Source organism: Streptomyces gobitricini, from assembly GCF_039532985.1.
In the GTDB taxonomy this organism is placed as follows: domain Bacteria; phylum Actinomycetota; class Actinomycetes; order Streptomycetales; family Streptomycetaceae; genus Streptomyces; species Streptomyces gobitricini.
This window is the reverse complement of the sequence record NZ_BAAASR010000006.1, coordinates 185,643-211,249: the sequence shown is the minus strand read 5'-3', so window position 1 is coordinate 211,249 and position 25,607 is coordinate 185,643. Positions and strand designations below refer to the sequence as shown.

The window sequence follows — 25,607 nt, the reverse complement described above, 5'->3', positions numbered from 1 at the left end:
GCCAGCAGGCCGGTGGGGCAAGGAACCACCTCAGGCAGGCAGGCCGTCCGTCGCGGGCGCCAGCGCGGTCCGGAGCATCCACCCCAGTCCGGGAGGACCACTTCACATGGCCAAGATCATCGCGTTCGACGAGGAGGCACGGCGCGGCCTCGAGCGCGGCATGAACCAGCTCGCCGACGCCGTCAAGGTGACCCTGGGCCCCAAGGGTCGCAACGTCGTCCTCGAGAAGAAGTGGGGCGCCCCCACGATCACCAACGATGGTGTTTCCATCGCCAAGGAGATCGAGCTCGAGGACCCGTACGAGAAGATCGGCGCCGAGCTGGTCAAGGAAGTCGCCAAGAAGACGGACGACGTCGCCGGTGACGGTACGACCACCGCGACCGTCCTCGCCCAGGCGCTCGTCCGCGAGGGTCTGCGCAACGTCGCCGCCGGCGCCAACCCGATGGCCCTGAAGCGCGGCATCGAGACCGCCGTCGAGGCCGTCTCCGGCGCGCTGCTGGAGCAGGCGAAGGATGTCGAGACCAAGGAGCAGATCGCTTCCACGGCCTCCATCTCCGCCGCCGACACCCAGATCGGCGAGCTCATCGCCGAGGCCATGGACAAGGTCGGCAAGGAAGGCGTCATCACCGTCGAGGAGTCCCAGACCTTCGGTCTGGAGCTGGAGCTCACCGAGGGTATGCGCTTCGACAAGGGCTACATCTCGGCGTACTTCGCCACCGACATGGAGCGTATGGAGGCGTCGCTCGACGACCCGTACATCCTGATCGTCAACTCGAAGATCTCCTCGGTGAAGGACCTGCTCCCGCTGCTGGAGAAGGTCATGCAGTCCGGCAAGCCGCTGCTGATCATCGCCGAGGACGTCGAGGGCGAGGCCCTGTCGACCCTGGTCGTCAACAAGATCCGTGGCACCTTCAAGTCCGTCGCCGTCAAGGCCCCGGGCTTCGGCGACCGCCGCAAGGCCATGCTGAACGACATCGCCATCCTCACCGGTGGCCAGGTCATCTCCGAGGAGGTCGGCCTCAAGCTCGAGAACGCCGGCCTGGAGCTGCTGGGCCGCGCCCGCAAGGTCGTCATCACCAAGGACGAGACCACCATCGTCGACGGCGCCGGTGACAGCGACCAGGTCGCGGGCCGCGTCAACCAGATCCGCGCCGAGATCGAGAACTCCGACTCGGACTACGACCGCGAGAAGCTCCAGGAGCGTCTGGCGAAGCTGGCCGGCGGCGTGGCCGTCATCAAGGCCGGTGCCGCCACCGAGGTCGAGCTCAAGGAGCGCAAGCACCGCATCGAGGACGCGGTGCGCAACGCCAAGGCCGCCGTCGAGGAGGGCATCGTCGCCGGTGGTGGCGTGGCCCTGCTCCAGGCGTCCAGCGTCTTCGAGAAGCTGGAGCTCGAGGGTGACGAGGCGACCGGTGCCAACATCGTGCGCCTGGCCCTGGAGGCCCCGCTGAAGCAGATCGCCGTCAACGGTGGTCTCGAGGGCGGCGTCATCGTCGAGAAGGTGCGCAACCTGCCCGTCGGCCACGGCCTGAACGCCGCGACCGGCGAGTACGTCGACATGATCGCCGAGGGCATCATCGACCCCGCCAAGGTGACCCGTTCCGCCCTGCAGAACGCGGCCTCCATCGCGGCGCTGTTCCTCACCACCGAGGCCGTCATCGCCGACAAGCCGGAGAAGGCCGCGGCCGGTGCTCCGGGCGGCATGCCGGGCGGTGACATGGACTTCTGATCCTCCCGGATCGGACACAGTCCTCTCGTTCCGAGGGCGGTACCCCCACTCCCAGGGGGGTACCGCCCTCGGGCGTTTCCGGCCCGGGGCGCGGTCCTGATGCGCGTGGTGTTGAGGCGCGTGGTCATGTGTGGCTGGTCATGTGTGGCTTCTCTCGGGCTGGAGGTACGCCCGTGCCTGGGCGGCATGGGCGCGGACCTGCGCGGGTGGGAGGGCCGCGAGGGGTGGTGGTGGCGTCTTGCCCCGGCAGGGGGCGCAGGCGCCGTCCAGGAGGGCTTCCGGGCGGGCCGGGGCGCCGCACCTGGCGCACTCCAGGACCCGGAGGGGCGGGCGTACGGGTCTGATCGGCTCGGGTGGGATCTTGGTGGTCAGGCGCATGCGCGCCAGGGCGAAGGGGCGGTGGACCGGCGACGGCAGGCCCGCCGTCAGGGCGTGCATGACGTGCCGCTCGTCGGCGCCGCGCTCGAACCACTCGGTGACCAGCGGCGCGAGGGCGGCGCACTCGGTGTCGGAGAGCGACATCATGGGCGCCTCCCGCCCGAGGGCGGCGAGCAGGATGAATGCCCGGGACCGGGTCCGGCGGCGCGGGGGCCCGTCCTCCGGCACGTCGCCCCGCTGGAACGCCGCCCACCAGTCGTCGTCCCGCGCGGTACGCGACCACCAGGTGCGGGTCACCCAGTGCTCGGTGCCGGAGGCCGACACGAGCTGCTCCAGGCCCCGCCGGAGGTGGCCGGCGCGGACGAGGTTGTTCAGCGCGGTACGGACGGCGCACTGGCCGTAGAGCGGGAGGATCTTGGCGAGCGTCTTGCAGGAGATGTCCGCGCCGTCCGTCAACCTGTCGATGTACCCCGCGATACTCCGCTCGCGCGGCGGCAGATGGTCGAAGTCGCTGGCAGTGGGCGGCTTCTGGCCGGGAGCGGAGCGTTTGCCGTAGCCGGGCTTGGCGAGGGGGTGGGGAGCAGCACTAAGCTGGTCGTCAGCCATGGATCGAGGTCCTGTCGATCTAGTTGGTCAGGCCCCCGCAGGTGTTGCCGCACCTCGCGGGGGCTGTTCGTTTATCGGGACGCTAGAGCCTGATCACCGTACGTGGCAAATTCGCTCCGCATAGTCAGGATGGCGACAACTCGCCGGGTGGGTGGGCGGGTTGATACCAGGCCCTTAAGTACCAATCACTGTTAAGAGCGCTCGGCGGTCGGCGCTTGAGCTTCGGGCCTACGCTGGGGTTATGGCCGTCGACGTCCTGACCGAGACCGTGATCGACGCCCCGTGCGACCTCGTCGCCGCGTACGCCGCCGACCCGTCGAACGCGCCCGAGTGGTACGTCAACATCGTCTCGGTGGAGTGGGAGACGACGTCGGAGGTCGAGGTCGGCGCACGGGCCGCGTTCGTCGCCCGCTTCCTGGGGCGGCGGCTCGTCCACACGTACGAGATCGTCGACCACGAGCCGGGCCGGCGGCTGGTGATGCGCGCCGATCAGGGCCCCTTCCCGATGGAGACCACGTACACCTGGGAGCCGTACGGCGCCGAGGGCGACCGCACCCGCATGACCCTGCGCAACCGGGGCGGAGGCGGCAGCCGCGTCCTGGCCGCCGCGATGCGCCGCGCCAACCGCAAGGACCTCGCGCTGCTGCGGCACCTGATGGAGACGCGGTACGGCCCCGGAGCGTGAGGCTCGAGCTCCGGGGCCGCGATGGCGCTCTATCGCTTGAGGCCCGCTACGAAGGCGGACCAGGCGGCTGCCCGGAACACGAGCTTCGGGCCGGTGGGGTTCTTGGAGTCACGGACGGGGACGGCGTCCGGGTGGCCGTCGGCGACTTCGAGACAGTCGGCACCGTCGCCACCGCTGTGGGTGGACTTGCGCCAGGCGGCGACTTCGAGGCAGTTGCCGCCGCTGCCGTCGCTGTAGCTCGACTTGCGCCACTCAAGGATGTCGATCTTCATGGGCGTAATCCTCCGCCACTGATTCGATCAGGGCCAGGGAGGCGTCCGGTGACAGCGCATTGGCCCTCAGCAGATCGTAAGTGAATTCGTGCCGTGCGACCGTCGCCGGATCATCCAACAATTGGCCTGTGCCGACCCCGTCGATGTAGGCGAGAGGAGGTGCGTCAGAGAAGTACATCAGCTTGATGCCGCCGCCGAGGGCGGCGATGGCGCCGGAGCTGAAAGGGAGCACTTGCACGATGACCTTGCGCTGCCTGACCAGCTCGGCCACATGATGCAAGGCTCTTGCCATGGTTGATGGCCCGCCGACAGGCCGTCGCAACGTCGACTCGTCCAAGACGGCCCAAAACAGGGGCCTTGTTGGATCGGCGAGCACGTGCGCGCGCTGCAGTCGTGCGTCGACCAGCTCTTCGATCTCCGCTTCCGACGCCATCGGGTGGTACGCCTGAAACAGGGCTTCGGCGTACCCCCCGATCTGCAACAGGCCCGGAATCAGCAGCGGTACGTACTGTTTGATCGTTGTCGCGACCGCTTCCGCTTCCACCGCCTCCGCGAAGTGGTTCGGGTAGGACGACTTGTTGGCGGCCTCGCAGTTGCGCTCGAAGAAGCCGTCCGTGCCCAGTATCGCGTCGATCTTGACCGCGAACTCCCGCTGCATCCGCCGTGTGCCGGCCTCCAGCTGGCCGATGAACGAGCCGCTCACGAAGAGCTTCTCACCCAGGGCGTCCTGGCTGAGACCGGCGTTCTCGCGGGCGTGGCGCAGCTCGGCGCCGAGCAGTGCCCTGGGTGAGGAGGACGGGTCGAGATCCTTCGGACCGGGCATGTGTCAACTCCCGTTAGCACAGATGGGGTTGTTGGGCCGCCTTTGTGGTCAGACTAGCCGCGAATCGACCACGCTGTGTACAGAAGCCGAACACTCAGCGTGGAGGTGCCAGGTCATGGGGATGCTATCCGTGGAGCAAGTGGTGACCCAGCTTCGGGACGAGCTCGGCAGAGTCGGTGTGACCCTGCCGTCCCTGCGGGTGGACCCGGTGTCGGCCGCGAGTGAGGTGCCGTGCCCGCTGGTGGACCTGGGCAGGTGCAACGTGGACACCGCGATGCGCCTGGTCGCCGCGCTGCACGAGGCGCGGCGATGAGTGCCCCCGAGTACATGATCGATTCCCGGGACGGGCGGATCGGCGAGGTCATGGGCCGGGTCGGCGGTTATGTGCAGCTCAGGCCGCTGGGCGGGGGGCGCGAGTGGGACTGCCCCGCTGACGCGCTGACCCCCGCCCCGCCGGGCGAGGTGCTGCGGGCGCGCGTTCGAGAGTTGAACCAGCGGGGGCGCCTGCCGTGAGGTGGCGGTTCGGTGCGCTGCTCACACGATCGTGGGACGCTGGAGGAAGCGCGCTTCCCCGGCGCCCCGTCGATCCACGTTCGCCTTCCGCAAGCCATGGGAGAAGGGACCCGCGATGACAGCCGCGACGGTCGAGAACGACCCGGCCCCCGAGACCCCCCCGTCATGGGAATTCATGCTGAACGCGTGGCGCGAGCTGGACGTGCCCGAGGGCTGGCGCGCCGAGATCGACAAGGGGAAGATTTTCTTGGTACCGCCGCCTCATCGGCACCACAACTCCATCGCGGCTCGGGTGCAGCGCGCGCTGTACAAGCGGCTGCCCGACGAGTTGGACATCTACCAGACCCTCGGCGTGCACGTCGCTCCGCTGGACAAGCTGTACGTGCCCGACCTGGTGGTCATGCCGGTCGACCTGGTAGAGGCCGCCGACCCGGACACGTACGACCCCGTCGACGCGTCCGAGGCCCTGCTGATCGTCGAGATCACCTCCAAGACCAATGCCACCGACGACCGGACCAGGAAGTACCACGCCTACGCGCGTGCCCACGTCCCGGCGTACCTGCTCATCGACCGGTACGACACCCGTGGCGCGATGGTCAGCCTCTTCACGGAACCGCAGGACGGCACGTACAAGCAGTCCGAACAGGTGCCGTTCGGGAAGGTGCTCACCCTGCCCCAGCCGTTCGGTGTCGCGCTGGACACGGCGGCGTTCCCGGGTGGCGCGGCGGCCGGCGCGTAACGTCCGATCCGCTTCTCATACGACTCTCACCGGGGCCTTAACCCCTCATCACCCGGCGTCCATAGCTTTCGCGCCATGTTCTTCACCTACCTCCGGCGCGAGTTGCGCCGTCGACGCAAGGCGGCGCTGGTCGTCGCCTCGGGGCTGGCCCTCGGGATCGCGCTGGTCATCGTGGTCGACTCGGTCACGGCCGGGATGAACCGGGCCCAGGGCAAGGTGCTGGAGTCGCTGTACGGGCTCGGCACCGACATGACGGTCACCAAGGCGGCCTCACCGCCCGAGGAGGGCGACGCCGTGCGGCGGCCCCGGTTCCGGTTCGACGCCGGCGAGGGCGCGGACGGCGAGCGGCAGAGCCAGGACGTCGTGATGGTGCAGGGGTTCGAGACGCTCGCCGCCTCGACGGTCGCGAAGGTCGCCCGGCAGGCCGGGGTGGCGGACGCCGTCGGCGGGTTGAACGCCCGGGTGATGAAGGTGGACGGGCGGTTCGCGCGCGGTGAGGTGCAGCCCGCACGGCCCGGACAGGGGCAGGGCGGGGGCGGTGGCGGCGAAGTACGCGGCGGCGGCGCGGACTTCGGGGTCGACTCGTACACGGTGTACGGGACCGACGTCGCCCATCAGGGGCTCGGGCCGCTGACCTCCTCAAGGATCACGTCCGGCCGTACGTTCGCGGTGACCGAGACGTCCGCCGAGGTGGCCGTCGTCGACAGCGCGTACGCCAAGGAGCAGGGGCTGAGCGTCGGGGAGAGGCTCACCATCTCCGGCACCGCGTACGCCGTCATCGGCGTCGCGACCGCCGACAGCGGGGACGCCGCCGCGTCTGTGTACCTGCCGCTCGCCCAGGCCCAGACCCTCGCCGGCGCGAAGGGCGAGGTGACGACCGTGTACGTCCGGGCGGCCGACTCGCAGCGCGTGGAGGAGGTCAAGGGCGCGGTGCAGAAGAACGTCCCGGGTACGACCGTCACCACGTCGGCCGACCTCGCCGACACCGTCTCCGGGTCCCTGTCGACCGCCTCCGGCCTGGCGGCGGGCGTGGGCAAGTGGCTGTCGGTCATCGTGCTGGGCGCGGCGTTCGTCGTGGCGGGCCTGCTGACGTCTTCGGCGGTCAGCAGGCGGGTGCGCGAGTTCGGCACCCTCAAGGCGCTGGGGTGGCGGAGCGGGCGCGTCACCCGGCAGGTGGCCGGCGAGGCGCTGGTGCACGGGCTGATCGGCGGGGCGCTCGGGATCGGCGCGGGGCTGGCCGGAGCGTGGGCCGTCACGGCGTTCGCGCCGACGCTCACCGCCGAGCTGGGCGCAGGCGGGGCCGGCGGTGGCGGTGGCGGGCAGCGGTTCGCCGGCGGCCCGGCGCGGGAGACCGCCTCCCGCGCGCTGGACGTCGCACTCACCGCGCCCGTCTCCCTCACCACCATCGGACTCGCCGTGGCCCTCGCCGTCGCGGGCGGCCTCGTCGCGGGCGGGTTCGGCGGCTGGCGCGCCTCCCGGCTCCGGCCGGCGGACGCGCTGCGCCGCGTCGGATGACCCGCACCCCCTTTACGTACGACTGGAGTTGACAGCGGATGTACCAGCTCAGTGGCGTCACCAAGCGCTACCGGCGCGGCAAGGAGACCGTCCGGGCCCTCGACGGGGTGGACCTGATCATCGAGGACGGCGGGCGGCTGGTGATCCAGGGCCCGACCGGTGGCGGCAAGTCCACGCTGCTGCAGATGCTCGGCGGCCTCGACCGGCCGACGGAGGGCAGCGTGCTCCTCGACGGGACCAATCTGGCGACGCTGCCGGAGGCGCGGCTGACGCGCGTGCGGGCGGAGAAGATCGGGTTCGTGTTCCAGGGCTTCAACCTGGTGCCGACGCTCTCCGCCCAGGAGAACGTGGAAACCGCCCTCGTACCGCTCGGGCTCAGGGCCCCCGAGCGGCGTGAGCGGGCGGTGGAGGCGCTGGTGTCGGTGGGGCTCGGGGAGCGGCGCCGGCACCTGCCCGGAGAGTTGTCCGGCGGGCAGCAGCAGCGGGTGGCGATAGCGCGGGCGCTGGTGAAGCGGCCGGCGGTGCTGCTGGCGGACGAGCCGACCGGGAACCTGGACGAGTCGACGCGCGACGAGGTCATGGACCTGCTGGAAGGGCTGTGGGAGGAGAACGGGCTGACGTTCGTGATGGTCACCCACGACACCGCCCTGGCGCGGCGCGCGCCCCGGCTCGCCACGATCCGCCAGGGCCGGGTCACGGTCAAGGAGCAGGTGGTGGGCTGAGCAGCGCTCTGCCGATGCCGAAGAGGTACGTGGCGGCGAACCCCGCCACGTACCCGGTCAGCAGCCCGCCCGCGTAGACGGCGACGGTGGTCACCGACAGGCCCCGGTCGCCGTGGAGCAACGGGAACAGGGCCCAGCCGGACGGGCCGATCGCCGTCGAGCCGACCGGGGCGCCGAGCATGTGGAACAGCCCGACGAACCCGCCGCCGAACGCCCCGCCGACGCAGGCCGTGACGAACGGCCGCCCGAGCGGCAGCGAGACGCCGTAGATGAGCGGCTCGCCCACGCCGAGGAGTCCGGCGGGCATCGCGGACCTGATGGTGCGGCGGAGGTCGGTGCGGTGGCGGAGGCGTACGTAGACGGCGGCGGCCGCGCCGACCTGTCCCGCTCCGGCCATCGCGAGCATGGGGAGCAGGACGGTGTGGCCCTGCTGCTCGATCAGGGTGGTGTGGATCGGGATCAGGGCCTGGTGCAGGCCGAGCATCACGAGAGGGAGGAACAGCCCGCCCAGGACGAGCCCGGCGACCGCTCCGGCGTGGGCGAGGAGCCAGTCGGCGGCCACACCGATGGCGGTGGACACCTCACCGGCGACGAACATCAGGCCGTAGACGGTGACGAGCCCGGCGACGAGCACGGTGACGGTGGGGGTGACGAGCACGTCGAGGGACTCGGGCACGTGGCGGCGGCACCACTTCTCCACGTGGACGGCGAGCACGGCGGCGGCCAGGGCGCCCAGCACGCCTCCCTGGCCGGGGGAGAGCTGCTGGCCGAAGGCCTCGACCTTGGCGACTCCCGCGTACACGATGATCGCGGCGACGGCGCCGCCGAGGATCGGGGTGCCGCCGAACTCCTTCGCCGTGTTGAGGCCGACGAACACGGCGATCAGCGCCATGAAGCCGGAGGCGACGGCGGCGAGGGCGGGGGTGAGGGCGGGGAGCCAGTGGAGGTTGAGGAGCAGGCCGTTGATGCCGGCGATGATGCCGCAGCCGATGAGGGCGGGGATCAGGGGGACGAAGATGTTCGCGAGGCGGCGCAGGAGGATCTTGCCGGGGGTGGCGTTCCTGTCCTTCTGCGCGGCTTTGATGGCGGCGCCCCTGGCCTGGAGGAGGAGGGCCTCGAACTCGGGGGTGACACGGGCGACGGTGCCGGGGCCGAGGACGATCTGGTAGGTCGTGTCGTCCTCGACGACACCGAGGACGGCCGGGTGGGCCTTGAGCGCCTCGTCCTGGACCAGGGCCCGGTCGTTCAGGCCGAGGCGGAGGCGGGTCATGCAGTGGGCGACGGAGGTGATGTTCGCGGCGCCGCCGACGAGGGGCAGGAGGGCGCCGGCGGTGGTGCGGGGATCGGGTGCGGGGGCGGGTGCGGCTGCGGTCATGCGCGGATGGTGCCAGGGGCGGGGGCCCCGGGCGGTGGGTGCGCGCCGGTGAGCGGGTGGCGCCCGCCTATTGGTCGAGCGCCGCGCGGAGGTGGCCGCCCGTCTTGGTGAGGAGCTGGTTCGCCGTCTCGGCGTCGACACCGGCGAGGAGGACGAGAATGGCGGGCTTGACCTCGCCGTCCGTCGCGGTGAGGGCCGCCTCGATGTCGGCGTCGGACGCGCCGGTGGCGAGGGAGACGATCCGGCGGGAGCGGGCGCGGAGCTTGTCGTTGGAGGCGCGGACGTCGACCATCAGGTTCCCGTACGTCTTGCCGAGCCGGATCATCGTGATCGTCGAGATCATGTTGAGGACCAGTTTCTGGGCGGTGCCCGCCTTCAGGCGGGTGGAGCCGGTGAGCAGTTCGGGGCCCACGACGACCTCGATGCCGTGCTCGGCGGCGGCCGTGAGGGCGCTTCCCGCGTTGCAGGACAGGCCGATCGTCAGGGCGCCCTTCCGGCGGGCGTGCTCGACCGCGCCGACGGCGTACGGGGTGCGGCCGGAGGCGGAGACGCCGACGACGGTGTCGTCCGAGGTGAGGGCGAGGGCGTCCAGGTCGGCGGCCGCGAACTCGCGGGAGTCCTCGGCGCCCTCGACGGCCTCCAGCAGGGCGGCCGGGCCGCCCGCGATCAGGCCGACGACCTGGGTGGGGGCGGCGTTGAAGGTGGGCGGGCACTCGCTGGCGTCCAGGACGCCGAGCCGCCCGGCCGTGCCCGCGCCGGCGTAGACCAGGCGGCCGCCGCGTGCCATGCGGTCGGCGGTGGCGTCGATGGCGGCGGCGATACGGGGCAGCTGGCCGGTGACGGCGCCGGGGACGGACCGGTCCTCGGCGTTCATCAGCCGGGCGATCTCGGCGGTGGGGAGGCGGTCGATGTCCGCGAGCTCCGGGCGGAAGGCTTCCGTGGTGAGGGTGGACAGTTCCGAGGGGTTCATCTGTACGCGCTCTTTCGGGCGAGTGGGGCGACTGGGGCGATCGGGGCGATCGGGGTGATCGGGGAAGTCGGGCGATCGGTGGGTGTGGCGGGTGCGGCGGGCGTGATGGGTGTGGCGCGTGCGTGATCGGGCGATCAGCGGGTGCGGGGCGAGTGGCGGTGCGCGAGGGCCTCGTAGGAGGCGGAGAGCGCGGGGGCGGCCGTCTCGTACGTACGCTGCGTGACTCCGGTGAACAGGCAGTCGATCACGAGGAGCTGGCTGGTGCGGGAGGACATGGCGGCGGGCCGCAGTTCGCTCTCCCTCGCCGTGGAGGTGGTGAGTATGTGGTCGGCGTACTGTGAGACCGGGCCGTCCGGGCGGCCGGTGACCGCGACGGTGGTCGCGCCGTGGTCGAAGGCGACACGGAGCGGTTCTATGACGTCGCCGGTGGAGCCCGAGTGGGTGATGGCGATGGCGACGTCGCCGGCGCGGAGCTGGACCGCGTTGGTGACCGCGAGGTGCGGGTCGCTGTGGGCGTGTGCGATCAGTCCGATGCGCAGGAGCTTCTGCGCGAGGTCCTGGGCGACCAGGCCGGAGGCGCCGACGCCGTAGATGTCGGTGCGTCGGGCGGCGGCCAGCGCGGTGACGGCGGCGCCGAGCTGGATGGTGTCCAGTCCGGCGGCGGTGTCGGCGAGGGTCTGCTGCTCGTCGTGGGCGAGCTTGGCGACGACGTCCGCTATCGGGTCGTCGACGGCGATGTCGGCGGTGACGGAGGGCGCCCGGCCGGACTGCTGCTGGGCCGCGAGCCCGGCGAGGGCGAGGCGCAGGTCGCGGTAGCCGGGGTAGCCGAGGAGGCGGGCGGTGCGCACGACCGTCGCCTCGCTGGTGCCGGTCAGCTCGGCGAGACCGGTGACCGTGAGGGCGGCGCAGCCGGCGGGGTCGGCGGCGACGGCCTCGGCGACGCGCTGCATGGAGCGGGTCATGGAGGGGGCGAGCGTGCGGACCTTGGCGGCCAGGGCGGCGGGCGCGGGGGCGGCTTCCCCGCCCGGTCTGCCGGGACCCACGCCGCTACCGTTGAAAATTTCCTTCACGTCATTGGTCACCACTGAAAGGTATTTTCAGCCCGGGGGGTCGTCAACCCTTCCCGACCTGGGGGCGACAATGACCGCATGGACGCCGTAGACCCTCTTGAGCAGGCCCTGCACGCCGCGCGGGCCCTGGTCCTCGCCGACCTCATGGCGCGGGACGTCGCCGAGGCGGAGGTGGTCTCGCTCGTGGAGAACGCGGTGACGCACCGCCGCTGGTGGGTCGAGCAGTGGCCGGAAGGCGTCGGGTACGTCGCCGGGCTGGTCGCCCAGGACGTCCAGGACGCCCTCCTGGAGCGGTACGGCCGCTGGCCGCTGTGCCCGGTGTGCGGCTCCGGCGACCCGCACGCGCTGGACGTCGAGCCCGAGCTGGGCCCGGACCCGCACTGGGTGTGCGGCAAGGCAGGCGTGGTGGTGGCACGGGTCGGCGGCCTCACGTGACGGTCTACATCGACCCGCCCGACTGGCCGGGCCACGGCCGCATGTGGTCCCACATGGTGAGCGACACGTCCTACGACGAGCTCCACGCCTTCGCCGCCCGGATCGGCGCCCCGCCGCGCGCCTTCGACCGCGACCACTACGACGTCCCCTCCGAGCGGTACGCGGACGCGGTGGCGGCGGGCGCGGTCGAGGTGCGCTCCAGGGAACTCGTACGCCGGCTCAGGGAGTCGGGCCTGCGGCGGCCGAAGCGCCGGCCGCCCGCCTGACCCGCCGGGGCGGCGCCGACCGGCGGGGGTCAGACGCGGGACGGGCGGGACGGCCCGCGGTCCGCCGGCGCCGCGCTAGACCGGCTCACCACGCGGGACGCCGAGCCGTGCAGGCGCAGGGCCACGGCCGCCGCCACGAGCGCCAGGACGGTCATCGCGGCGCCCGCCCAGGCCGTGGACGGGAAGCCGAGGCCCGCGTCGATGACCGTGCCGCCGAGCCAGGGGCCGCCGGTGTTGCCGAGGTTGAACGCGGCCGTCGTCGTGGCGCCGGCCAGCGTGGGGGCCGCCCCGGCGACGTTGAACATGCGGGCGTTGAGGGCCGGGGCGGTGTAGAACGCCGAGACGCCGAGGAGGAAGGAGAGGACGACCGTGGCGACGGGGCTGGACGCGAAGACCGCGAGCGCCACCAGGAACACCGTCGACGCGGTGATGCCGCTCAGCAGCACCCCGAACAGATGGGCGTCCGCGACCCGGCCGCCGATCGTCGTGCCGATCAGCGCGCCGATGCCGAAGAGGGCCAGCACGGTCGGCACCCAGCCCGCGTCGAGTCCGGCGACGTCGGTGAGCAGCGGCGCCAGGTAGGAGAACGCGCAGAAGACGCCGCCCGCCGCGAGGGCGGTGACCGCGATCGCCAGCCAGACCTGCCGGTCGCGGTAGATGGTCAGTTCGCGCCGCAGCCGAGGCTTCTCGTCGGGGAGCGGGATGCGCGGGATCAGGGTCACCACGCCGACCAGCGCGACGGCGGAGGCGGCGCCGACCGCCCAGAACGCGGAGCGCCAGCCCAGGTGCTCGCCGAGGAACGCGCCGGCCGGGACGCCGAGGACGTTCGCGATCGACAGCCCGCCGATCATCACGGCCATCGCGCGGGCGCGTGAGCCGACCGGCACCATCGCGATCGCCACGGCCGCGCCCACCGCCCAGAACCCGGCGCACGCGAGCGCGCTGACCACGCGGGACGCGAGCAGGATCCCGTACGAGGGAGCCAGCGCGCCCGCGAGCTGCCCGATGCCGAACGTGCCGATCAGCGCGGTGAGCGTCGTCTTGCGCGGCAGGCGCAGCGTGGCGACCGCGAGGAGCGGGGCGCCGACCACCATGCCGATCGCGAAGGCGGATATGAGCAGTCCGGCCTGCGGGATCGAGACGTCCATGTCGTCCGCGATCGGTGGCAGCAGACCCGACAGCATGAACTCGCTCGTGCCGAGCGCGAAGACGGACAGGCCGAGGATGTAGACGGCCAGGGGCATACGGGTGCGGTCACGTCCGGCGGTTCGGGGCATGCCCGGAGACAACGCCCCGCCGGGCGCTCACATTCCCGCCGACGTGCCCGAGGTCTCCAGCAGCTTCAGCTCCGTGGTCAGGTTCTGGCGGGCCCGCTCCTCCCACGCGCGTGCGCCGTGCGGCGTACGGAACAGGCACGGCAGCCCGAGCAGCTGCCGCAGCACCGCCGCGCGCCCCTCGCGGAACGCGTCGTCCGGCACGAAGCCGTACTCCTCCCGTACGGCGGCCGCGTAGGCGGCGTACGCGTCGGGCGCGGCGGCCAGGACGGCGAGGTCCGCGTCGCACAGCACCTCGCCGTTGCGGTCGCCGTCCGCCGGGTCGTGGGTGACCGTGAGCCGGACCAGGCGGGCGACCTCCGCCGTACGGGCCGTGCCGACGCCCAGTTCGGGCAGGGCGCGCTCGGCGAGACGGGCGCTGCGTTCCTCGTTGGTGGAGCGCTCGGGGAGGTAGACGGCGTCGTGGAACCAGGCGGCGAGGCGCACGGCGTCGGCGTCGTCCGCGTGGTCCGCGAGCTCGTCGACGCGGTGCAGGACCGCGAGGAGGTGGTCGGTGGTGTGGTAGCGCCGCTGCGGCTCGGCCCAGCGGGCGAGGAGGTCGTCGGCGTACCGGTCGGCATGAGCGGCACCGCGCACGGCCGACGCCCAGCGGAGGCGGAGTTCGTCGTGGGCGGGGTGGTCGGGAAGGGGCGCCATGGGGCCATTGTGCCGGTGCGAGCGGTGCGAGCGGTGCGAGCGGTGCGAGCGGTGCTCGGCGCCGGGCCGGTCCGGGTGCTGCCGGGTCGGTGGTGCCCGGCGGGGCGGGATGTCCCCCGGCTGGGGTGTCCGGCGGGGCGGGGCGCGGGCCGGGAGTGCCCCGGCGGGGCGGGTGCGCGTTCCAGGGCCGCAGCCTGCCACCGCGCCGGGCACGCGACCATTGCGCCGGCGGGGGCGGCGGTGTGGGCCGGGGGCGGGTCGCCGCCACGCCCCGCCTCCGCCCCCGGGGCGCTACGCGCGGGCGTCGATCGCCGTGCGCCAGGCGCGGACCGCCGTGGGGGAGACCGGGGCGGACCAGCCGGCGGGGCGGGCGGCGCCGCCGATGTGGAAGGCGGTGACGCCTCCGGCGAGGAGCGCCGGGACGTGGTCCAGCCGGAGGCCGCCGCCGACCAGGAGCCGGGGCTCGTAACCCGGCTCGCCGCGCCGTGCGGCGTCGGCCTCGTCCAGCAGGGTCGGCAGACCGTCGTCGACACCGGCCGCCGACCCGGCCGTGAGGTAGGTGTCCAGTCCCGGCAGGTCCGCGAGCTGCTTGCGCGCCGCGTCACGGTCGGCCACCCGGTCCAGCGCGCGGTGGAACGTCCAGTGGCAGCCCTCCAGCTCGGCGACCAGCCGCTCGACCGTCACCAGGTCCACATGGCCCTCGGCGTCGAGGAAGCCGAGGACGAACTCGTCGGCGCCCTCCTCGCGCAGTTCCCGCGCCACCCGCACCAGCGCGTCGACGTCGCCCGCGGCGAACCCGTCCGTCAGGCGCAGCATCACGCGCAGCGGGATGTCCACGGCGGCGCGGATCCGGCCGTAGGTCTCGCGGGACGGGGTGAGCCCGTCCGCGGCGATGTCCGTGACCAGTTCGAGGCGGTCCGCTCCTCCGGCCTGTGCGGCGATCGCGTCCTCCGCGTCGAGGGCGATCACCTCCAGGACTGCACGGTTGCTCACTGCCGACTCCATTCGCTACAGGTCTAGTCCAATGGCCACCCTAATGCGCGTGCACCGTGAAGGCAGCCGTACGGACCTTCCCGTCGTGCGCGCCGTGCGGGGCGGCCGGGCGCTCCTCCGTCGTCACGACCGGGCCGACGGCCTTGCCCACCCCGTACGCCGTGCCGAACGTCGCGGCGAGTGCCGCGGCGAATGCGGCGATCTTCACTCCGGTGTTCATGGTGACTCCCCTGGTGAGACGTGGTCCCGTGTCGCCCAATATACCCCAGGGGGGTACCAAGTCAAGGGGGTTGATCGCTTGCGGGTGTTACCCCTGGGGGGTATACATGTCACCATCGTAAGGGCATACCCTGTTGGGGTATCGATCGGCGAGGAGCAGTACTCATGAGCACCACCACGACGACGACACCCGGCCCCGCCGCCGAGGTCGAGCTCGCCATCGGCGGCATGACCTGCGCCTCGTGCGCGGCCCGCATCGAGAAGAAGCTCAACCGGATGGACGGCGTCACCGCGACCGTCAACTACGCCACCGAGAAGGCGAAGGTCGCGTACGCGGACGGGGTGCGGGTGGCCGACCTCATCGCCACCGTGGAGGCGACCGGGTACACCGCCCGGGAACCGGAGCCCGCCGCGGCCGAGACCCCCGAGCCGGCGGAGCAGCCGGACGAGCTGCGGCCGTTGCGGCAGCGCCTGGTCACGGCCGTCGTCCTCTCCGTACCCGTCATCGCCATGGCGATGGTCCCGGCCCTCCAGATCGAGTACTGGCAGTGGCTCTCCCTCACGCTCGCCGCGCCGGTCGTCACCTACGCCGGCTGGCCGTTCCACCGCGCCGCCTGGACCAACGCGCGGCACGGCGCCGCGACGATGGACACGCTCGTCTCGGTCGGTACGTCGGCCGCGTTCCTGTGGTCCCTGTGGGCGCTGTTCTTCGGCACGGCCGGTATGCCCGGCATGACGCACCCCTTCGAGTTCACCATCGCCCGCACCGAAGGCGCCGGGAACATCTATCTGGAGGCCGCGGCCGGGGTCACCGCGTTCATCCTGGCCGGCCGCTACTTCGAGGCGCGCTCCAAGCGCAAGGCGGGCGCGGCTCTGAAGGCGCTGCTGGAGCTGGGCGCGAAGGACGTCACCGTCCTGCGAGGCGGCCGCGAGACCCTCATCCCGACCGCCGACCTGCGGGTGGGCGACCGCTTCCTCGTCCGGCCCGGCGAGAAGATCGCCACGGACGGCACGGTCGTCGAGGGCACCTCCGCCGTGGACGCCTCCATGCTCACGGGCGAGTCCGTGCCGGTCGAGGTGGGCGTCGGCGACCCGGTCACCGGAGCCACCCTCAACGCGGGTGGCCGGCTGGTCGTCGAGGCCACCCGGATCGGAACCGACACCCAGCTGGCCCGCATGGCGAAGCTGGTGGAGGACGCCCAGAACGGCAAGGCCGCCGCCCAGCGCCTCGCCGACCGGATCTCCGCCGTCTTCGTGCCGGTCGTCATCGGGCTCGCGCTCGCCACGCTCGGCTTCTGGCTCGGCAGCGGTGCCGGGCTGACCGCCGCGTTCACCGCCGCCGTCGCCGTCCTGATCATCGCCTGCCCGTGCGCGCTCGGCCTGGCGACCCCGACGGCCCTGATGGTCGGTACGGGACGGGGCGCGCAGCTCGGCATCCTGATCAAGGGCCCGGAGGTCCTGGAGACCACCCGCGAGGTCGACACCATCGTCCTCGACAAGACCGGCACCGTCACCACCGGCCGGATGACCCTGATCAAGGTCCACCCGGCCGAAGGCACCGACGAGCACGACGTCCTGCGGCTGGCGGGCGCGCTGGAGCACGCCTCGGAGCACCCCATCGCCAAGGCGGTGGCCACCGGGGCGGCCGAGCGCGTCGGTACGCTCCCCACCCCCGAGGACTTCACGAACATCGCGGGCCTCGGCGTCCAGGGAGTGGTGGACGGCCACGCCGTGCTCGTCGGCCGCGAGAAGCTGCTGGCCGAGTGGTCCATGACGCTGCCCGAGGAACTCCGGCGTGCCCGGCGGGAAGCGGAGGCCGCCGGCCGCACCGCCATCGCCGTCGCCTGGGACGGACGGGCCCGGGCGGTCCTGGAGGTCGCGGACGCGGTCAAGGACACCAGCGCCGAGGCCATCACGCGCCTCCGGAGCCTGGGCCTGGCGCCCATCCTGCTCACCGGCGACAACCGGGCCGTCGCCGAGGCGGTCGCCGCGGAGGTCGGCATCGACGAGGTGTACGCGGAGGTCATGCCGGAGGAGAAGGTCGAGGTGGTCAAGCGACTCCAGGCGGAGGGCCGGTCGGTGGCCATGGTCGGTGACGGCGTCAACGACGCGGCCGCCCTCGCCCAGGCCGACCTCGGCCTGGCCATGGGCACCGGTACGGACGCCGCCATCGAGGCGGGTGACCTCACGCTCGTACGCGGCGACCTGCGCGCCGCCGCCGACGCGATCCGCCTCTCGCGCCGTACCCTCGCCACGATCAAGGGCAACCTCTTCTGGGCGTTCGCCTACAACGTCGCCGCCCTGCCGCTGGCCGCCGCCGGCCTCCTCAACCCCATGATCGCGGGCGCGGCCATGGCGTTCTCCTCGGTGTTCGTCGTCGGCAACAGCCTCCGCCTGCGCGGCTTCAAGCCCGCGGCCTGACGCCCCCCGCTGCCCGGCCTCGCACCGCCCGGCTTCGCCCCGGTGGTGCGGGTCGGGTGCCCGGGCCTGCGGCGGGCGGCACTCGGACTCTCGCTTCGCTCGTCCTACGTCCGAGCACCCCCCGCCTCCGGCCCCGCCACCCTACGTGGACGGGTGTGCCCGGGCCAGTCCCGGAAGGGGGACGGGCAGTGGGGGGTGTTCCGGGCGTAGAACGACTGAGCTTGCGAAGGAGAGCCCGGGTCACCCCCCACGGAGCGGACCCCGCCGCAACCGGCGCCCGGGCGGGCGGCCCCGTACGCGGCGACGCCCCGGAGCGGGCCCTACGGCAACCGGCGCCCGGGCGGGCCCTACGGCATCCGGCGCCCGGGCGGGCGAAGGGCGAGACGCGGGGGCGACGGGGCGCCGCCCCGTCAGCCGAGCTGCGGCGGCAGCGGGGCCGCGTGGAGGACCTTCAGACCGGAGACCGCCCTCGTGAGGACCACGTACAGGCGGCGGAGGCCGGTGCGTTCGTCGGGCTCGCCGTCCACGACGGCGGCCGGTTCGTCGAGGACGACGTAGTCGTACTCCAGGCCCTTCGCCAGCGAGGCGGGAACCAGCGTCAGGCGGGACTCGGGAGTCGTCTCCTCGCCCGGCGACAGCCAGGACAGGCCCGCCTCCCGCAGCGCCTCCGCGAGGACCGGCACGCGGGCGTCCGCCGCGATGAGGCCGATCGAGCCCTCGTGCCGCAGTGAGGCGCGGCACGCCGACACCACCGACGCAGGCAGGTCCTCCGCCCGGCACGGGACGATCTCCAGCGACCCCGGCGCCTCACGCACCGACCGCACCTCCGCCAGCCCCGGCGACATGTGCGGCAACAGCCGCGACGCGTACGCGATCACCTCGCGCGGCACACGGAACCCGGCCGTCAACTCCTCCACCACCGCGTCCGGCTTGCCCAGGTGCCCCAGCGCCTCCGCCCAGTCCGCCGTCGCCCACGGCGTCGTGCCCTGCGCCAGGTCGCCCAGGACCGTCGCCGAACCGGTCGAGCAGCGCCGGCCCACCGCCCGGTACTGCATCGGCGACAGGTCCTGCGCCTCGTCCAGGACCACATGGCCCAGCGACGGGGTGCGCTCCACCAGGTCGGCCGCCTCGTCGATGAGCACCGCGTCCGCCGCCGACCACTTCGCCGACCGCACCGAGCGCGGCGGCTTCGGCCACAGCACGGCCTTCCGCTCCTCGTCGGTCAGCAGCCCGTCCGCGTGCTCCGCCAGGAACGCGGCGTCCGACAGCAGCCGCAGCACCAGCTTCGCCGGGTCGACGGCCGGCCACACCGCCTTGACCACCGCCTTCACCGCCGGGTTCCGCGCCACCGCGTCCTGCACCCGGTCGTCCGGCGCCTCACCCGCCTGCTCCATCCGCACCAGCACCGCGTGCGCGATCCGCCGCGGAAGGGCGTCCCGGGCGGCCCCGTACCGGATGTCCCGGCCCAGCAACTCCCGTACGATCTCCTCCAGTTCGTACGCCGGCACCCGCCAGCGCCGCGATCCGCGCACCACCATCAGCGGCTCGGCGGGCAGCGTCACATACGACCGCAGCGCCCGCCGCAGCACCTCCGCCATCCGGGCGTCGCCCTTGACGACGGCCGCCGCCGCGTCGTCCTCGCCCCGCACCTCGACGTGCGCGACCAGCTCACCGACCGTCGCCTGCTTCACCTCCAGCTCGCCCAGCGCGGGCAGCACCTGCTCGATGTAGTGGAGGAACGACCGGTTCGGCCCGATGACCAGCGTCCCGGTGCGGGCCAGCCGCTCCCGGTGCGCGTACAGCAGGTACGCCACGCGGTGCAGGCCCACCGCCGTCTTGCCGGTGCCCGGCCCTCCCTGGACGCAGACCGAGCCGGACAGGCCGCCGCGCACGATCTCGTCCTGCTCGGGCTGGATCGTCGCGACGATGTCCCGCATCGGGCCGACGCGCGGCCGCTCGATCTCCGCCTGGAGCAGCCGGGACGCCCTCTCCGCCTCCGCCGGGTCGGAGAGATGCTCGTCCTCGTACGCGGTCAGCTCCCCGCCCGTGTACCCGAAGCGCCGCCGCAGCGCGACGTCCTGCGGGTCCTTCCGCGACGCCCGGTAGAACGGCTGCGACACCGGCGCCCGCCAGTCGACCACCATCGGGTCGCCGCCCGCGTCGTGGACGTGCCGCCGCCCGATGTAGAACTTCTGGCCCTCCTGCGTGGTGTGCAGGTAGTCCAGCCGCCCGAAGAACAGGGGGGTGTGCGACAGGTCGGCGAGCGCCTTGACGCGCTCGTCGATCTGCGCCGACAGCACGGCGGCGTTGACCCAGTTCGCCGTGACGTCACGGATGTCGAGGGCCTGGACGTCCTCGCGCATGGTGCGCAGGGCGGCGCGCGAGGCGGCGAGGTGGGCGCGCTCCCGCGCGAGCGGATCGGGCACGGCGAAGCCTCCGGGGGTCGTACACGGGGTGATGGCGGGCCGACCGGTTTCCGACCGGAGGGCGGCGCTCCACGAAAGGGAGGCGGGCAAGCCGGCGATTCTAGCGACCCGCCAGGAACGCGGGCGACCGAATATCCGTCCCGTAGGGGACGCCGTATGCCTGGAGTCGTACGGGGACGGCGCCACGGTTCGGTCTGCGGACCGATGTCCCGCCCCGGCACGGAAACCATCATGGAGACATGACCACAACCAGCCTCCACCACGCCTCCGGGGCCACCGCCCTGGGCACGGCCCGGCACCCCGCGCACCGCCTCGGCAACGCCCTGCGCGCGATCAAGGTGTTCGCCGAGGCGGCGTTCGAGGTCGCCGTCCTCGGTGAGTTCGCCGAGGAAGCCGGCGTCAGGCGCCGCTGAGATCCGGGTCCGCGTCCTGCGCGAGCAGCTCGTCCGCGTCGACGATCCGGTACGCGTACCCCTGCTCCGCCAGGAACCGCTGCCGGTGCGCCGCGAAGTCCTGGTCGATCGTGTCCCGCGCGACCACCGAGTAGAAGTGCGCCTGGTGCCCGTCCGCCTTCGGCCGCAGCACCCGGCCGAGACGCTGCGCCTCCTCCTGGCGTGATCCGAAGGTGCCCGACACCTGGATGGCGACGGTCGCCTCCGGCAGGTCGATCGAGAAGTTCGCCACCTTGGAGACCACCAGCACGCTGATCTCACCCTGACGGAACGCCTCGAAGAGCTTCTCGCGCTGCGCGTTCGGCGTCTCGCCCTTGATCACCGGGGCGTCCAGGTGCTCGCCCAGCTCGTCGAGCTGGTCGATGTACTGGCCGATGACCAGGATCTGCTGGCCCGCGAACTTCCGCACCAGGGCCTCCGCGACCTTCTGCTTGGTCGCGGTCGTCGCGCAGAAGCGGTACTTCTCCTCCGTCTCGGCGGTCGCGTACGCGAGCCGCTCGCTGTCCGTGAGGTTCACCCGGACCTCGACGCAGTCGGCGGGCGCGATGTAGCCCTGCGCCTCGATCTCCTTCCACGGCGCGTCGAATCGTTTCGGCCCGATGAGCGAGAAGACGTCCGACTCCCGGCCGTCCTCCCGCACCAGCGTCGCGGTCAGGCCGAGCCGCCGCCGCGCCTGGAGGTCGGCGGTGAACTTGAAGACCGGCGCGGGCAGCAGGTGCACCTCGTCGTAGACGATCAGGCCCCAGTCGCGGGAGTCGAACAGCTCCAGGTGCGGGTAGACGCCCTTCCGCCTGGTCGTCAGCACCTGGTAGGTGGCGATGGTGACCGGGCGGATCTCCTTCTTCGTCCCGCTGTACTCGCCGATCTCGTCCTCGGTCAGGGACGTCCGCTTCACCAGCTCGTGCTTCCACTGGCGGGCGGAGACGGTGTTGGTCACCAGGATCAGGGTCGTCGCCTTGGCCTTCGCCATGGCACCCGCCCCCACCAGGGTCTTTCCGGCGCCGCAGGGGAGGACGACGACACCGGACCCGCCGTGCCAGAAGCCCTCGACGGCCTGCTGCTGGTACGGGCGCAGCGCCCAGCCGTCCTCGGCCAGGTCGATCCGGTGCGCCTCGCCGTCCACGTAACCGGCGAGGTCCTCGGCCGGCCAGCCCAGCTTGAGCAGGGTCTGCTTGATCTGACCGCGCTCGGAGGGGTGCACGGCGACCGTGTCCGCGTCGATGCGCGGGCCGACGAGCGGCTGGACCTTCCTGGAGCGGAGGATCTCCTCCAGGACCGGCCGGTCGGTCGTGGTGAGGACCAGGCCGTGTGTGGGGTGTTTGGAGAGCGTGAGCCGCCCGTAGCGGGCCATCGTCTCGGCGACGTCCACCAGCAGGGCGTGCGGCACGGGATAGCGGGAGAACTCGACCAGCGCGTCGACGACCTGCTCGGCGTCGTGCCCGGCGGCCCGCGCGTTCCACAGGCCCAGCGGGGTGACCCGGTAGGTGTGGATGTGCTCCGGAGCGCGCTCCAGCTCCGCGAAGGGAGCGATGGCGCGCCGGCAGGCGTCGGCCTGCTCGTGGTCGACTTCGAGCAGGAGCGTCTTGTCGCTCTGGACGATCAGGGGTCCGTTCACGCCTCACCCTTTCCTGGCGGCCGCGGTCTGTGGCCAAACATCCAGTGTCGCCCATCGGGGGCGTGAGTGGCCGGGCCGCGGGGGATGAGGAGCGGCACACCGGGGCGGGGAACGGGACCGGCGCCGGTGCCGCTCACCGGCCACGGCTCGTGGTGACCGGTGAGGGAGGCGGGGCCGGCGGTTCAGATCAGGGGGCTGTTGAACAGCGGGCCCTCGATCTGGAGGTCGGCCAGCGGACCACCGATCGGTGGCAGCGTGGTGGCGGCGGCCGGGGTGGCGAGGGCGGTGAACAGCAGGGCGGCGCCCGTCAGCAGGAGGGCGATGCGTCGGCTCATTGCGGGTTCCTTTCGCGTCTGCGGCGGCAGCGGACGGGCCCGCACCTTCCGTGGTGGTGCGGGCCCGGTCGCGAGGGGCGGTCAGAGGACGAGACCGCCCCCGAGATCGATGCCGATCGCGGCGGCCTGGGTGGTGAGCGCGGACAGGAACGCGGTGGTGGTCAGCAGGACGGTGGCGACTCGACGCATGGTGCGACCTCTTTCGGTGCGGTGCCGTTCGGGACGCCCGGTGGCTGCCCGCGCAACGCCCAGGGAATGCGGAAGGTCCCCCTGGGGTGGGCAATCGGTCACTCACGGGCGGGAAATCCACCGCCCGCGCGCATGATCCGCGTCGGACGCGTCTCCTGTGCCCGGCGCGTCGGCGTGTTGGGCGTGTCGCGTGTCGGGCGCGCGCGCCGGGCGTGTCGGACGGCGTCGTCGGCCGGCGTCGTCCGGCCGGCTCGGGGCGGGTCAGACGGCGTCGTCGGCCAGCTCGGCGACGCCCGTGATGCGGTGCAGCGGGTAGGTGCGGACCTCGTCGGCGGTGTGGTCGTACGCGGTCACGAAGCCCCCCTCCACCCTGACCGGGGCGATGACGCGCTGGCTGGCCGCGCCCTCGGCGTTGACGTAGCCGATCCAGACGGCCGAGCCGGTCATCGCGGCGGCCTGGACGGTGGCGAGGGTCTCGGCGGCGGAGGTCCGGGGCAGTTCGCCGCCGCCGGCCGCACCGGGGGTGGCCGACTCGTCCTTGCGGACGACCGTCGAGGCGATGTCACCGGCGCGGATCGCCTTCACGGCGGCGCCCAGCAGCGTGGCGTCCGGCTCCGGCGGTCCCTCCGGCACCGGCGCGGGCGCCGTGCGCGCCGGGGTGCGGTACGCGTGCGCCCGGGTGATCAGGACGTCCCCCTCCGCGGACTCGGCCGCCGGGGCGAAGCCCATGGACCGCAGCCCCTCCAGCAGCGTCGCCGGGTCGGCCTGGGCGGCCAGCACGGTGGGCGCGAGGCGCCGCAACCGCAGGGACGCCGACCGCTTGTCGGCGAGGATCTCGCCCAGCACGGCGTCGTCGTCGCAGCGTACGTAGGCGGAGGCGGCGCCCACCCGGAGGTGGCCGTGCCTGCGGGCGACGTCGTCGATGAGGTACGCGAGCGGCTGCGGGACGGGTGTGCGGGAGTGGGCCGCCAGGAAGGCGTGCAGGTCGGCGGCGGCCTGCCCGGCGTCCAGGGCGCGGCGTACGGAGCCGGGCGTGAAGCGGTACACGGTGGCGCCGCCCTTGGACTCGACGTCCGCGAGCACGGCCAGCGTGTCGGCGAGCGGACGCTCGAGCGGGCCGGGCGCGACGGCCGTCAGGTCGGCCTGGAGGAGTACGTGATCGACCGGCTCGGGCAGCAGCGGCGCGAGGAGCGCGGCGGCGCCCGCGTGGCCGGCGACGGCGGCGTGGGCCGGGCGGCGGCCGTCGGACGCCTCGGAGCCGTCCGCCGCCGGGACGGGGGCGGGGCTCTTCCACGGGTGCTCGGGCGCGTGCCCGTCCACCGGGTGGTCCGTGCCCGGGGCCGGGGCGCCCGGCAGCAGCGCCCGGCCGTGGGCCGACAGGGCCCCGCGTCCGGTCACCCCCAGCAGCTCGGCCTCCGTCAGGGTCCAGCTCGCCAGGCGGGCCCGCAGGTCGGTGCCGCTCTCCCGCGCGGCGCCCCGCAGCGGGCGCTCCCACCGCAGCCGGGCCAGCAGCGTCTCCGGGTCGGGGGAGGCCCCGGCCGGGAGGCCGGCCAGCAGCGTCAGCACCCGGCGGCGCACCTCGGGCGCGATGCCCCGGTCGAGGTCCGGCCCGAGCGCCGCGAGCGTACGGCCCTTGGCGTCCTGGGAGCCCACCAGGCCCGGTGTGCGCGTCGCGGCCAGCCACGTCCCGGCGAGCCGCGCCCACCGCTCGGCGGCCGGCCGGTCGACCCACTCGTCGTACTCCGGTGTCGGCGCGAACCGTTCGGCCGCCTCGCCGTCCGGCGCGATCAGCCCCGCCCCGTACGCCACCTCCAGCCAGAACGCCGCCACCTGCTCCGTCACGTCCAGTGCCACCGCGGTGCGCTTCAGGTCCCGTACGGACATGCCGCCGGCGCGCAGGACGGCCGGTCCGCCCTCGTTCCACTCCTTGGCGAGTTCCTCGACGGTCGCGAGCGCGGTGTACGCCTGGCCCGCCGCCGTACTGTCCACAACCTGTGGACGGTACTCGCGGGCGGGCGTGACGGCGGGCGGCACCGGCTCGGGCAACCGGTGCGCGCGCCCGGCGCGCAGGTGCAGGGCCACCTCGCGCGGCAGCACCACCGTGCGCGCCGTCGCCGGCAGCAGCAGGCCCCGGTCGCGCAGCCAGCGCACCGGCGGGGCCGGGTCGGGAGTCACCTCGCCGTACGGCGGGCCCCACACCAGCCGGTCCAGCACCCCCAGGGCCTCCATCGGCGCGGTGTCGAGCAGCGCGCCCATCCTCTCCCGGTCGGTGAACAGGTCCGTCAACGCGGCGACCGCCGACACCGGATCGTGTGTCGTCGGCAGCCCCGCCGTCGCGATGATCTCCTGGAGCCGGGTCGGCGACATGCCCGCCGTCGCCTCGGCGACCGTCGGGCCCAGGCCCGTGGGGGAGGGGTGCTGCGGCGACGGCGCCAGCAGTTCGCGGGCGGTCCGCACCAGGCGCAGCCGCTCGTCGTCGCCCCAGACCAGGGCCTGTTCGCGCAGGATCCGGACCGCGCGCGGAAGCGCCGCCCCGGTGTCCGCGTCGCCCTCGTCGCCGGCCATCAGCCCGAGCAGCACCCGGTAAGGGGCCGGGTCCGGCGCCACCGCGAGCGCCTCGGCGGTCTGGAGCGTGAACCGGTCGAGCCGCTCCAGCGCGCGGACGACGGAAGCGCGGGTCCCCGCCCGGGTGGCGAGCTGCGTCAGGTCGCTCGGTACGGGAACCAGCAGGTCGGGGCGGGCGCGCAGCAGCGCGGCCAGGCCCTCGTCGCCACGGGCCCGCAGGGCTTCCGCGAGGGTGCGCGGAGCCGCTGTACCGCCATTGCCTTCGGTTCCTGCGGCCACGTGCGCCTCCCGATCGAGCTCACCGGTCCCCATCCGGACCACGTT

General features: G+C 73.2%; 25 protein-coding genes. 11 read left to right on the top strand and 14 right to left on the bottom strand.

The features are described from left to right. Positions 1-106 precede the first annotated feature (106 nt). Positions 107-1,729, top strand: a complete 1,623-nt coding sequence (gene groL / locus ABD347_RS06650; protein ID WP_344357614.1) for a chaperonin GroEL — start codon at positions 107-109, stop codon at positions 1,727-1,729. A gap of 138 nt (positions 1,730-1,867) precedes the next feature. Here the strand turns inward: groL and ABD347_RS06645 are convergent, their stop codons facing one another. Then, positions 1,868-2,713, bottom strand: coding sequence for a hypothetical protein (locus ABD347_RS06645; RefSeq protein ID WP_344357612.1), 846 nt, complete (start codon positions 2,711-2,713; stop codon positions 1,868-1,870). 241 nt (positions 2,714-2,954) lie between these two features. Between ABD347_RS06645 and ABD347_RS06640 the strand changes: the two genes are divergently transcribed. After that, positions 2,955-3,398: an SRPBCC family protein gene (locus ABD347_RS06640; protein WP_344357609.1), complete on the top strand. Its 444-nt coding sequence runs from the start codon at positions 2,955-2,957 to the stop codon at positions 3,396-3,398. Positions 3,399-3,427: 29 nt separating this feature from the next. Here ABD347_RS06640 and ABD347_RS06635 read toward each other — a convergent pair whose 3' ends face one another. Next, positions 3,428-3,670 carry a DUF397 domain-containing protein gene (locus ABD347_RS06635; RefSeq protein WP_344357606.1) on the bottom strand — a complete coding sequence of 81 codons (243 nt, stop codon included), beginning with the start codon at positions 3,668-3,670 and terminating at the stop codon, positions 3,428-3,430. Continuing rightward, complete coding sequence (locus ABD347_RS06630) at positions 3,651-4,493, bottom strand: helix-turn-helix domain-containing protein (RefSeq protein ID WP_344357604.1); 843 nt, start codon at positions 4,491-4,493, stop codon at positions 3,651-3,653. Before ABD347_RS06630 ends, ABD347_RS06635 begins: the two co-directional genes overlap by 20 nt. A gap of 115 nt (positions 4,494-4,608) precedes the next feature. Here ABD347_RS06630 and ABD347_RS06625 point away from each other — a divergent pair, with 115 nt between their 5' ends. The 5 genes from ABD347_RS06625 (at position 4,609) to ABD347_RS06605 (ending at position 7,982) form a co-directional block, all read left to right on the top strand. Further along, a complete protein-coding gene (locus ABD347_RS06625) occupies positions 4,609-4,806 on the top strand; it encodes a hypothetical protein (protein WP_344357601.1) in 198 nt (65 codons plus the stop codon). After that, entirely contained in the window at positions 4,803-5,006 is a 204-nt protein-coding gene (locus ABD347_RS06620; protein ID WP_344357599.1) for a hypothetical protein, read from the top strand. The genes ABD347_RS06625 and ABD347_RS06620 overlap by 4 nt, the downstream gene beginning before the upstream one ends. A 115-nt stretch (positions 5,007-5,121) precedes the next feature. Further along, positions 5,122-5,745, top strand: coding sequence for a Uma2 family endonuclease (locus tag ABD347_RS06615; RefSeq protein ID WP_344357596.1), 624 nt, complete (start codon positions 5,122-5,124; stop codon positions 5,743-5,745). 75 nt (positions 5,746-5,820) lie between these two features. Continuing rightward, entirely contained in the window at positions 5,821-7,260 is a 1,440-nt protein-coding gene (locus ABD347_RS06610; RefSeq protein WP_344357593.1) for an ABC transporter permease, read from the top strand. Positions 7,261-7,298: 38 nt separating this feature from the next. Then, positions 7,299-7,982: an ABC transporter ATP-binding protein gene (locus ABD347_RS06605; protein ID WP_344357590.1), complete on the top strand. Its 684-nt coding sequence runs from the start codon at positions 7,299-7,301 to the stop codon at positions 7,980-7,982. On the opposite strand, the gene ABD347_RS06600 is transcribed toward ABD347_RS06605, so the two are convergent. From ABD347_RS06600 to ABD347_RS06590, 3 genes are all read right to left on the bottom strand, one after another. Beyond that, positions 7,960-9,357, bottom strand: a complete 1,398-nt coding sequence (locus ABD347_RS06600) for a PTS transporter subunit EIIC (RefSeq protein ID WP_344357588.1) — start codon at positions 9,355-9,357, stop codon at positions 7,960-7,962. The two genes, ABD347_RS06605 and ABD347_RS06600, sit on opposite strands and share 23 nt — an antisense overlap. A 67-nt stretch (positions 9,358-9,424) precedes the next feature. Then, positions 9,425-10,327, bottom strand: a complete 903-nt coding sequence (gene murQ, locus ABD347_RS06595) for an N-acetylmuramic acid 6-phosphate etherase (protein WP_344357587.1) — start codon at positions 10,325-10,327, stop codon at positions 9,425-9,427. A 134-nt stretch (positions 10,328-10,461) separates the two neighbouring features. Beyond that, positions 10,462-11,409, bottom strand: a complete 948-nt coding sequence (locus ABD347_RS06590) for a MurR/RpiR family transcriptional regulator (RefSeq protein ID WP_425575587.1) — start codon at positions 11,407-11,409, stop codon at positions 10,462-10,464. 66 nt (positions 11,410-11,475) lie between these two features. On the opposite strand from ABD347_RS06590, the gene ABD347_RS06585 reads away from it, so the two are divergent. Both ABD347_RS06585 and ABD347_RS06580 read left to right on the top strand, forming a co-directional pair. Next, positions 11,476-11,832 carry a hypothetical protein gene (locus ABD347_RS06585; RefSeq protein WP_344357584.1) on the top strand — a complete coding sequence of 119 codons (357 nt, stop codon included), beginning with the start codon at positions 11,476-11,478 and terminating at the stop codon, positions 11,830-11,832. Then, positions 11,829-12,098 (top strand): DUF4031 domain-containing protein, encoded by a 270-nt coding sequence (locus ABD347_RS06580; RefSeq protein WP_344357581.1) that lies wholly within the window; start codon positions 11,829-11,831, stop codon positions 12,096-12,098. Before ABD347_RS06585 ends, ABD347_RS06580 begins: the two co-directional genes overlap by 4 nt. 29 nt (positions 12,099-12,127) lie before the next feature. Here ABD347_RS06580 and ABD347_RS06575 read toward each other — a convergent pair whose 3' ends face one another. The 4 genes from ABD347_RS06575 to ABD347_RS06560 form a co-directional block, all read right to left on the bottom strand. Next, positions 12,128-13,342: a Cmx/CmrA family chloramphenicol efflux MFS transporter gene (locus ABD347_RS06575; RefSeq protein WP_344357902.1), complete on the bottom strand. Its 1,215-nt coding sequence runs from the start codon at positions 13,340-13,342 to the stop codon at positions 12,128-12,130. A gap of 60 nt (positions 13,343-13,402) precedes the next feature. Further along, the gene (locus ABD347_RS06570; RefSeq protein ID WP_344357578.1) at positions 13,403-14,068 is read right to left on the bottom strand and encodes an HD domain-containing protein; all 666 of its coding nucleotides are present in this window, start codon (positions 14,066-14,068) and stop codon (positions 13,403-13,405) included. A 291-nt stretch (positions 14,069-14,359) separates the two neighbouring features. After that, complete coding sequence (locus tag ABD347_RS06565; RefSeq protein WP_344357575.1) at positions 14,360-15,061, bottom strand: copper homeostasis protein CutC; 702 nt, start codon at positions 15,059-15,061, stop codon at positions 14,360-14,362. A 40-nt stretch (positions 15,062-15,101) separates the two neighbouring features. Continuing rightward, positions 15,102-15,281 carry a hypothetical protein gene (locus tag ABD347_RS06560; protein WP_344357920.1) on the bottom strand — a complete coding sequence of 60 codons (180 nt, stop codon included), beginning with the start codon at positions 15,279-15,281 and terminating at the stop codon, positions 15,102-15,104. A gap of 164 nt (positions 15,282-15,445) precedes the next feature. Here ABD347_RS06560 and ABD347_RS06555 point away from each other — a divergent pair, with 164 nt between their 5' ends. Next, positions 15,446-17,701 (top strand): heavy metal translocating P-type ATPase, encoded by a 2,256-nt coding sequence (locus tag ABD347_RS06555; RefSeq protein ID WP_344357572.1) that lies wholly within the window; start codon positions 15,446-15,448, stop codon positions 17,699-17,701. A 410-nt stretch (positions 17,702-18,111) separates the two neighbouring features. Here the strand turns inward: ABD347_RS06555 and ABD347_RS06550 are convergent, their stop codons facing one another. After that, positions 18,112-20,064, bottom strand: coding sequence for a HelD family protein (locus tag ABD347_RS06550; protein WP_344357899.1), 1,953 nt, complete (start codon positions 20,062-20,064; stop codon positions 18,112-18,114). Between the two features lie 302 nt (positions 20,065-20,366). Here ABD347_RS06550 and ABD347_RS06545 point away from each other — a divergent pair, with 302 nt between their 5' ends. Then, the gene (locus ABD347_RS06545) at positions 20,367-20,540 is read left to right on the top strand and encodes a hypothetical protein (protein ID WP_344357569.1); all 174 of its coding nucleotides are present in this window, start codon (positions 20,367-20,369) and stop codon (positions 20,538-20,540) included. Here ABD347_RS06545 and ABD347_RS06540 read toward each other — a convergent pair. The 3 genes from ABD347_RS06540 to ABD347_RS06530 form a co-directional block, all read right to left on the bottom strand. Beyond that, on the bottom strand, positions 20,527-22,194 hold the full coding sequence (locus ABD347_RS06540; RefSeq protein ID WP_344357566.1) for a DNA repair helicase XPB: 1,668 nt from the start codon (positions 22,192-22,194) through the stop codon (positions 20,527-20,529). The two genes, ABD347_RS06545 and ABD347_RS06540, sit on opposite strands and share 14 nt — an antisense overlap. Before the next feature lie 182 nt (positions 22,195-22,376). Then, positions 22,377-22,529, bottom strand: a complete 153-nt coding sequence (locus tag ABD347_RS06535) for a hypothetical protein (protein WP_344357563.1) — start codon at positions 22,527-22,529, stop codon at positions 22,377-22,379. A gap of 450 nt (positions 22,530-22,979) precedes the next feature. After that, complete coding sequence (locus tag ABD347_RS06530; protein WP_344357561.1) at positions 22,980-25,595, bottom strand: helicase-associated domain-containing protein; 2,616 nt, start codon at positions 25,593-25,595, stop codon at positions 22,980-22,982. Positions 25,596-25,607 lie beyond the last annotated feature (12 nt).

Bases quoted from the DNA above. Each gene is read 5' to 3' on its own strand.
- groL (WP_344357614.1), top strand. From the start codon at position 107: ATGGCCAAGATCATCGCGTTCGACGAGGAGGCACGGCGCGGCCTCGAG.
- ABD347_RS06645 (WP_344357612.1), bottom strand. From the start codon at position 2,713: ATGGCTGACGACCAGCTTAGTGCTGCTCCCCACCCCCTCGCCAAGCCC.
- ABD347_RS06640 (WP_344357609.1), top strand. From the start codon at position 2,955: ATGGCCGTCGACGTCCTGACCGAGACCGTGATCGACGCCCCGTGCGAC.
- ABD347_RS06635 (WP_344357606.1), bottom strand. From the start codon at position 3,670: ATGAAGATCGACATCCTTGAGTGGCGCAAGTCGAGCTACAGCGACGGC.
- ABD347_RS06630 (WP_344357604.1), bottom strand. From the start codon at position 4,493: ATGCCCGGTCCGAAGGATCTCGACCCGTCCTCCTCACCCAGGGCACTG.
- ABD347_RS06625 (WP_344357601.1), top strand. From the start codon at position 4,609: ATGGGGATGCTATCCGTGGAGCAAGTGGTGACCCAGCTTCGGGACGAG.
- ABD347_RS06620 (WP_344357599.1), top strand. From the start codon at position 4,803: ATGAGTGCCCCCGAGTACATGATCGATTCCCGGGACGGGCGGATCGGC.
- ABD347_RS06615 (WP_344357596.1), top strand. From the start codon at position 5,122: ATGACAGCCGCGACGGTCGAGAACGACCCGGCCCCCGAGACCCCCCCG.
- ABD347_RS06610 (WP_344357593.1), top strand. From the start codon at position 5,821: ATGTTCTTCACCTACCTCCGGCGCGAGTTGCGCCGTCGACGCAAGGCG.
- ABD347_RS06605 (WP_344357590.1), top strand. From the start codon at position 7,299: ATGTACCAGCTCAGTGGCGTCACCAAGCGCTACCGGCGCGGCAAGGAG.
- ABD347_RS06600 (WP_344357588.1), bottom strand. From the start codon at position 9,357: ATGACCGCAGCCGCACCCGCCCCCGCACCCGATCCCCGCACCACCGCC.
- murQ (WP_344357587.1), bottom strand. From the start codon at position 10,327: ATGAACCCCTCGGAACTGTCCACCCTCACCACGGAAGCCTTCCGCCCG.
- ABD347_RS06585 (WP_344357584.1), top strand. From the start codon at position 11,476: ATGGACGCCGTAGACCCTCTTGAGCAGGCCCTGCACGCCGCGCGGGCC.
- ABD347_RS06575 (WP_344357902.1), bottom strand. From the start codon at position 13,342: ATGCCCCTGGCCGTCTACATCCTCGGCCTGTCCGTCTTCGCGCTCGGC.
- ABD347_RS06570 (WP_344357578.1), bottom strand. From the start codon at position 14,068: ATGGCGCCCCTTCCCGACCACCCCGCCCACGACGAACTCCGCCTCCGC.
- ABD347_RS06560 (WP_344357920.1), bottom strand. From the start codon at position 15,281: ATGAACACCGGAGTGAAGATCGCCGCATTCGCCGCGGCACTCGCCGCG.
- ABD347_RS06555 (WP_344357572.1), top strand. From the start codon at position 15,446: ATGAGCACCACCACGACGACGACACCCGGCCCCGCCGCCGAGGTCGAG.
- ABD347_RS06550 (WP_344357899.1), bottom strand. From the start codon at position 20,064: ATGCGCGAGGACGTCCAGGCCCTCGACATCCGTGACGTCACGGCGAAC.
- ABD347_RS06545 (WP_344357569.1), top strand. From the start codon at position 20,367: ATGACCACAACCAGCCTCCACCACGCCTCCGGGGCCACCGCCCTGGGC.
- ABD347_RS06535 (WP_344357563.1), bottom strand. From the start codon at position 22,529: ATGAGCCGACGCATCGCCCTCCTGCTGACGGGCGCCGCCCTGCTGTTC.
- ABD347_RS06530 (WP_344357561.1), bottom strand. From the start codon at position 25,595: ATGGGGACCGGTGAGCTCGATCGGGAGGCGCACGTGGCCGCAGGAACC.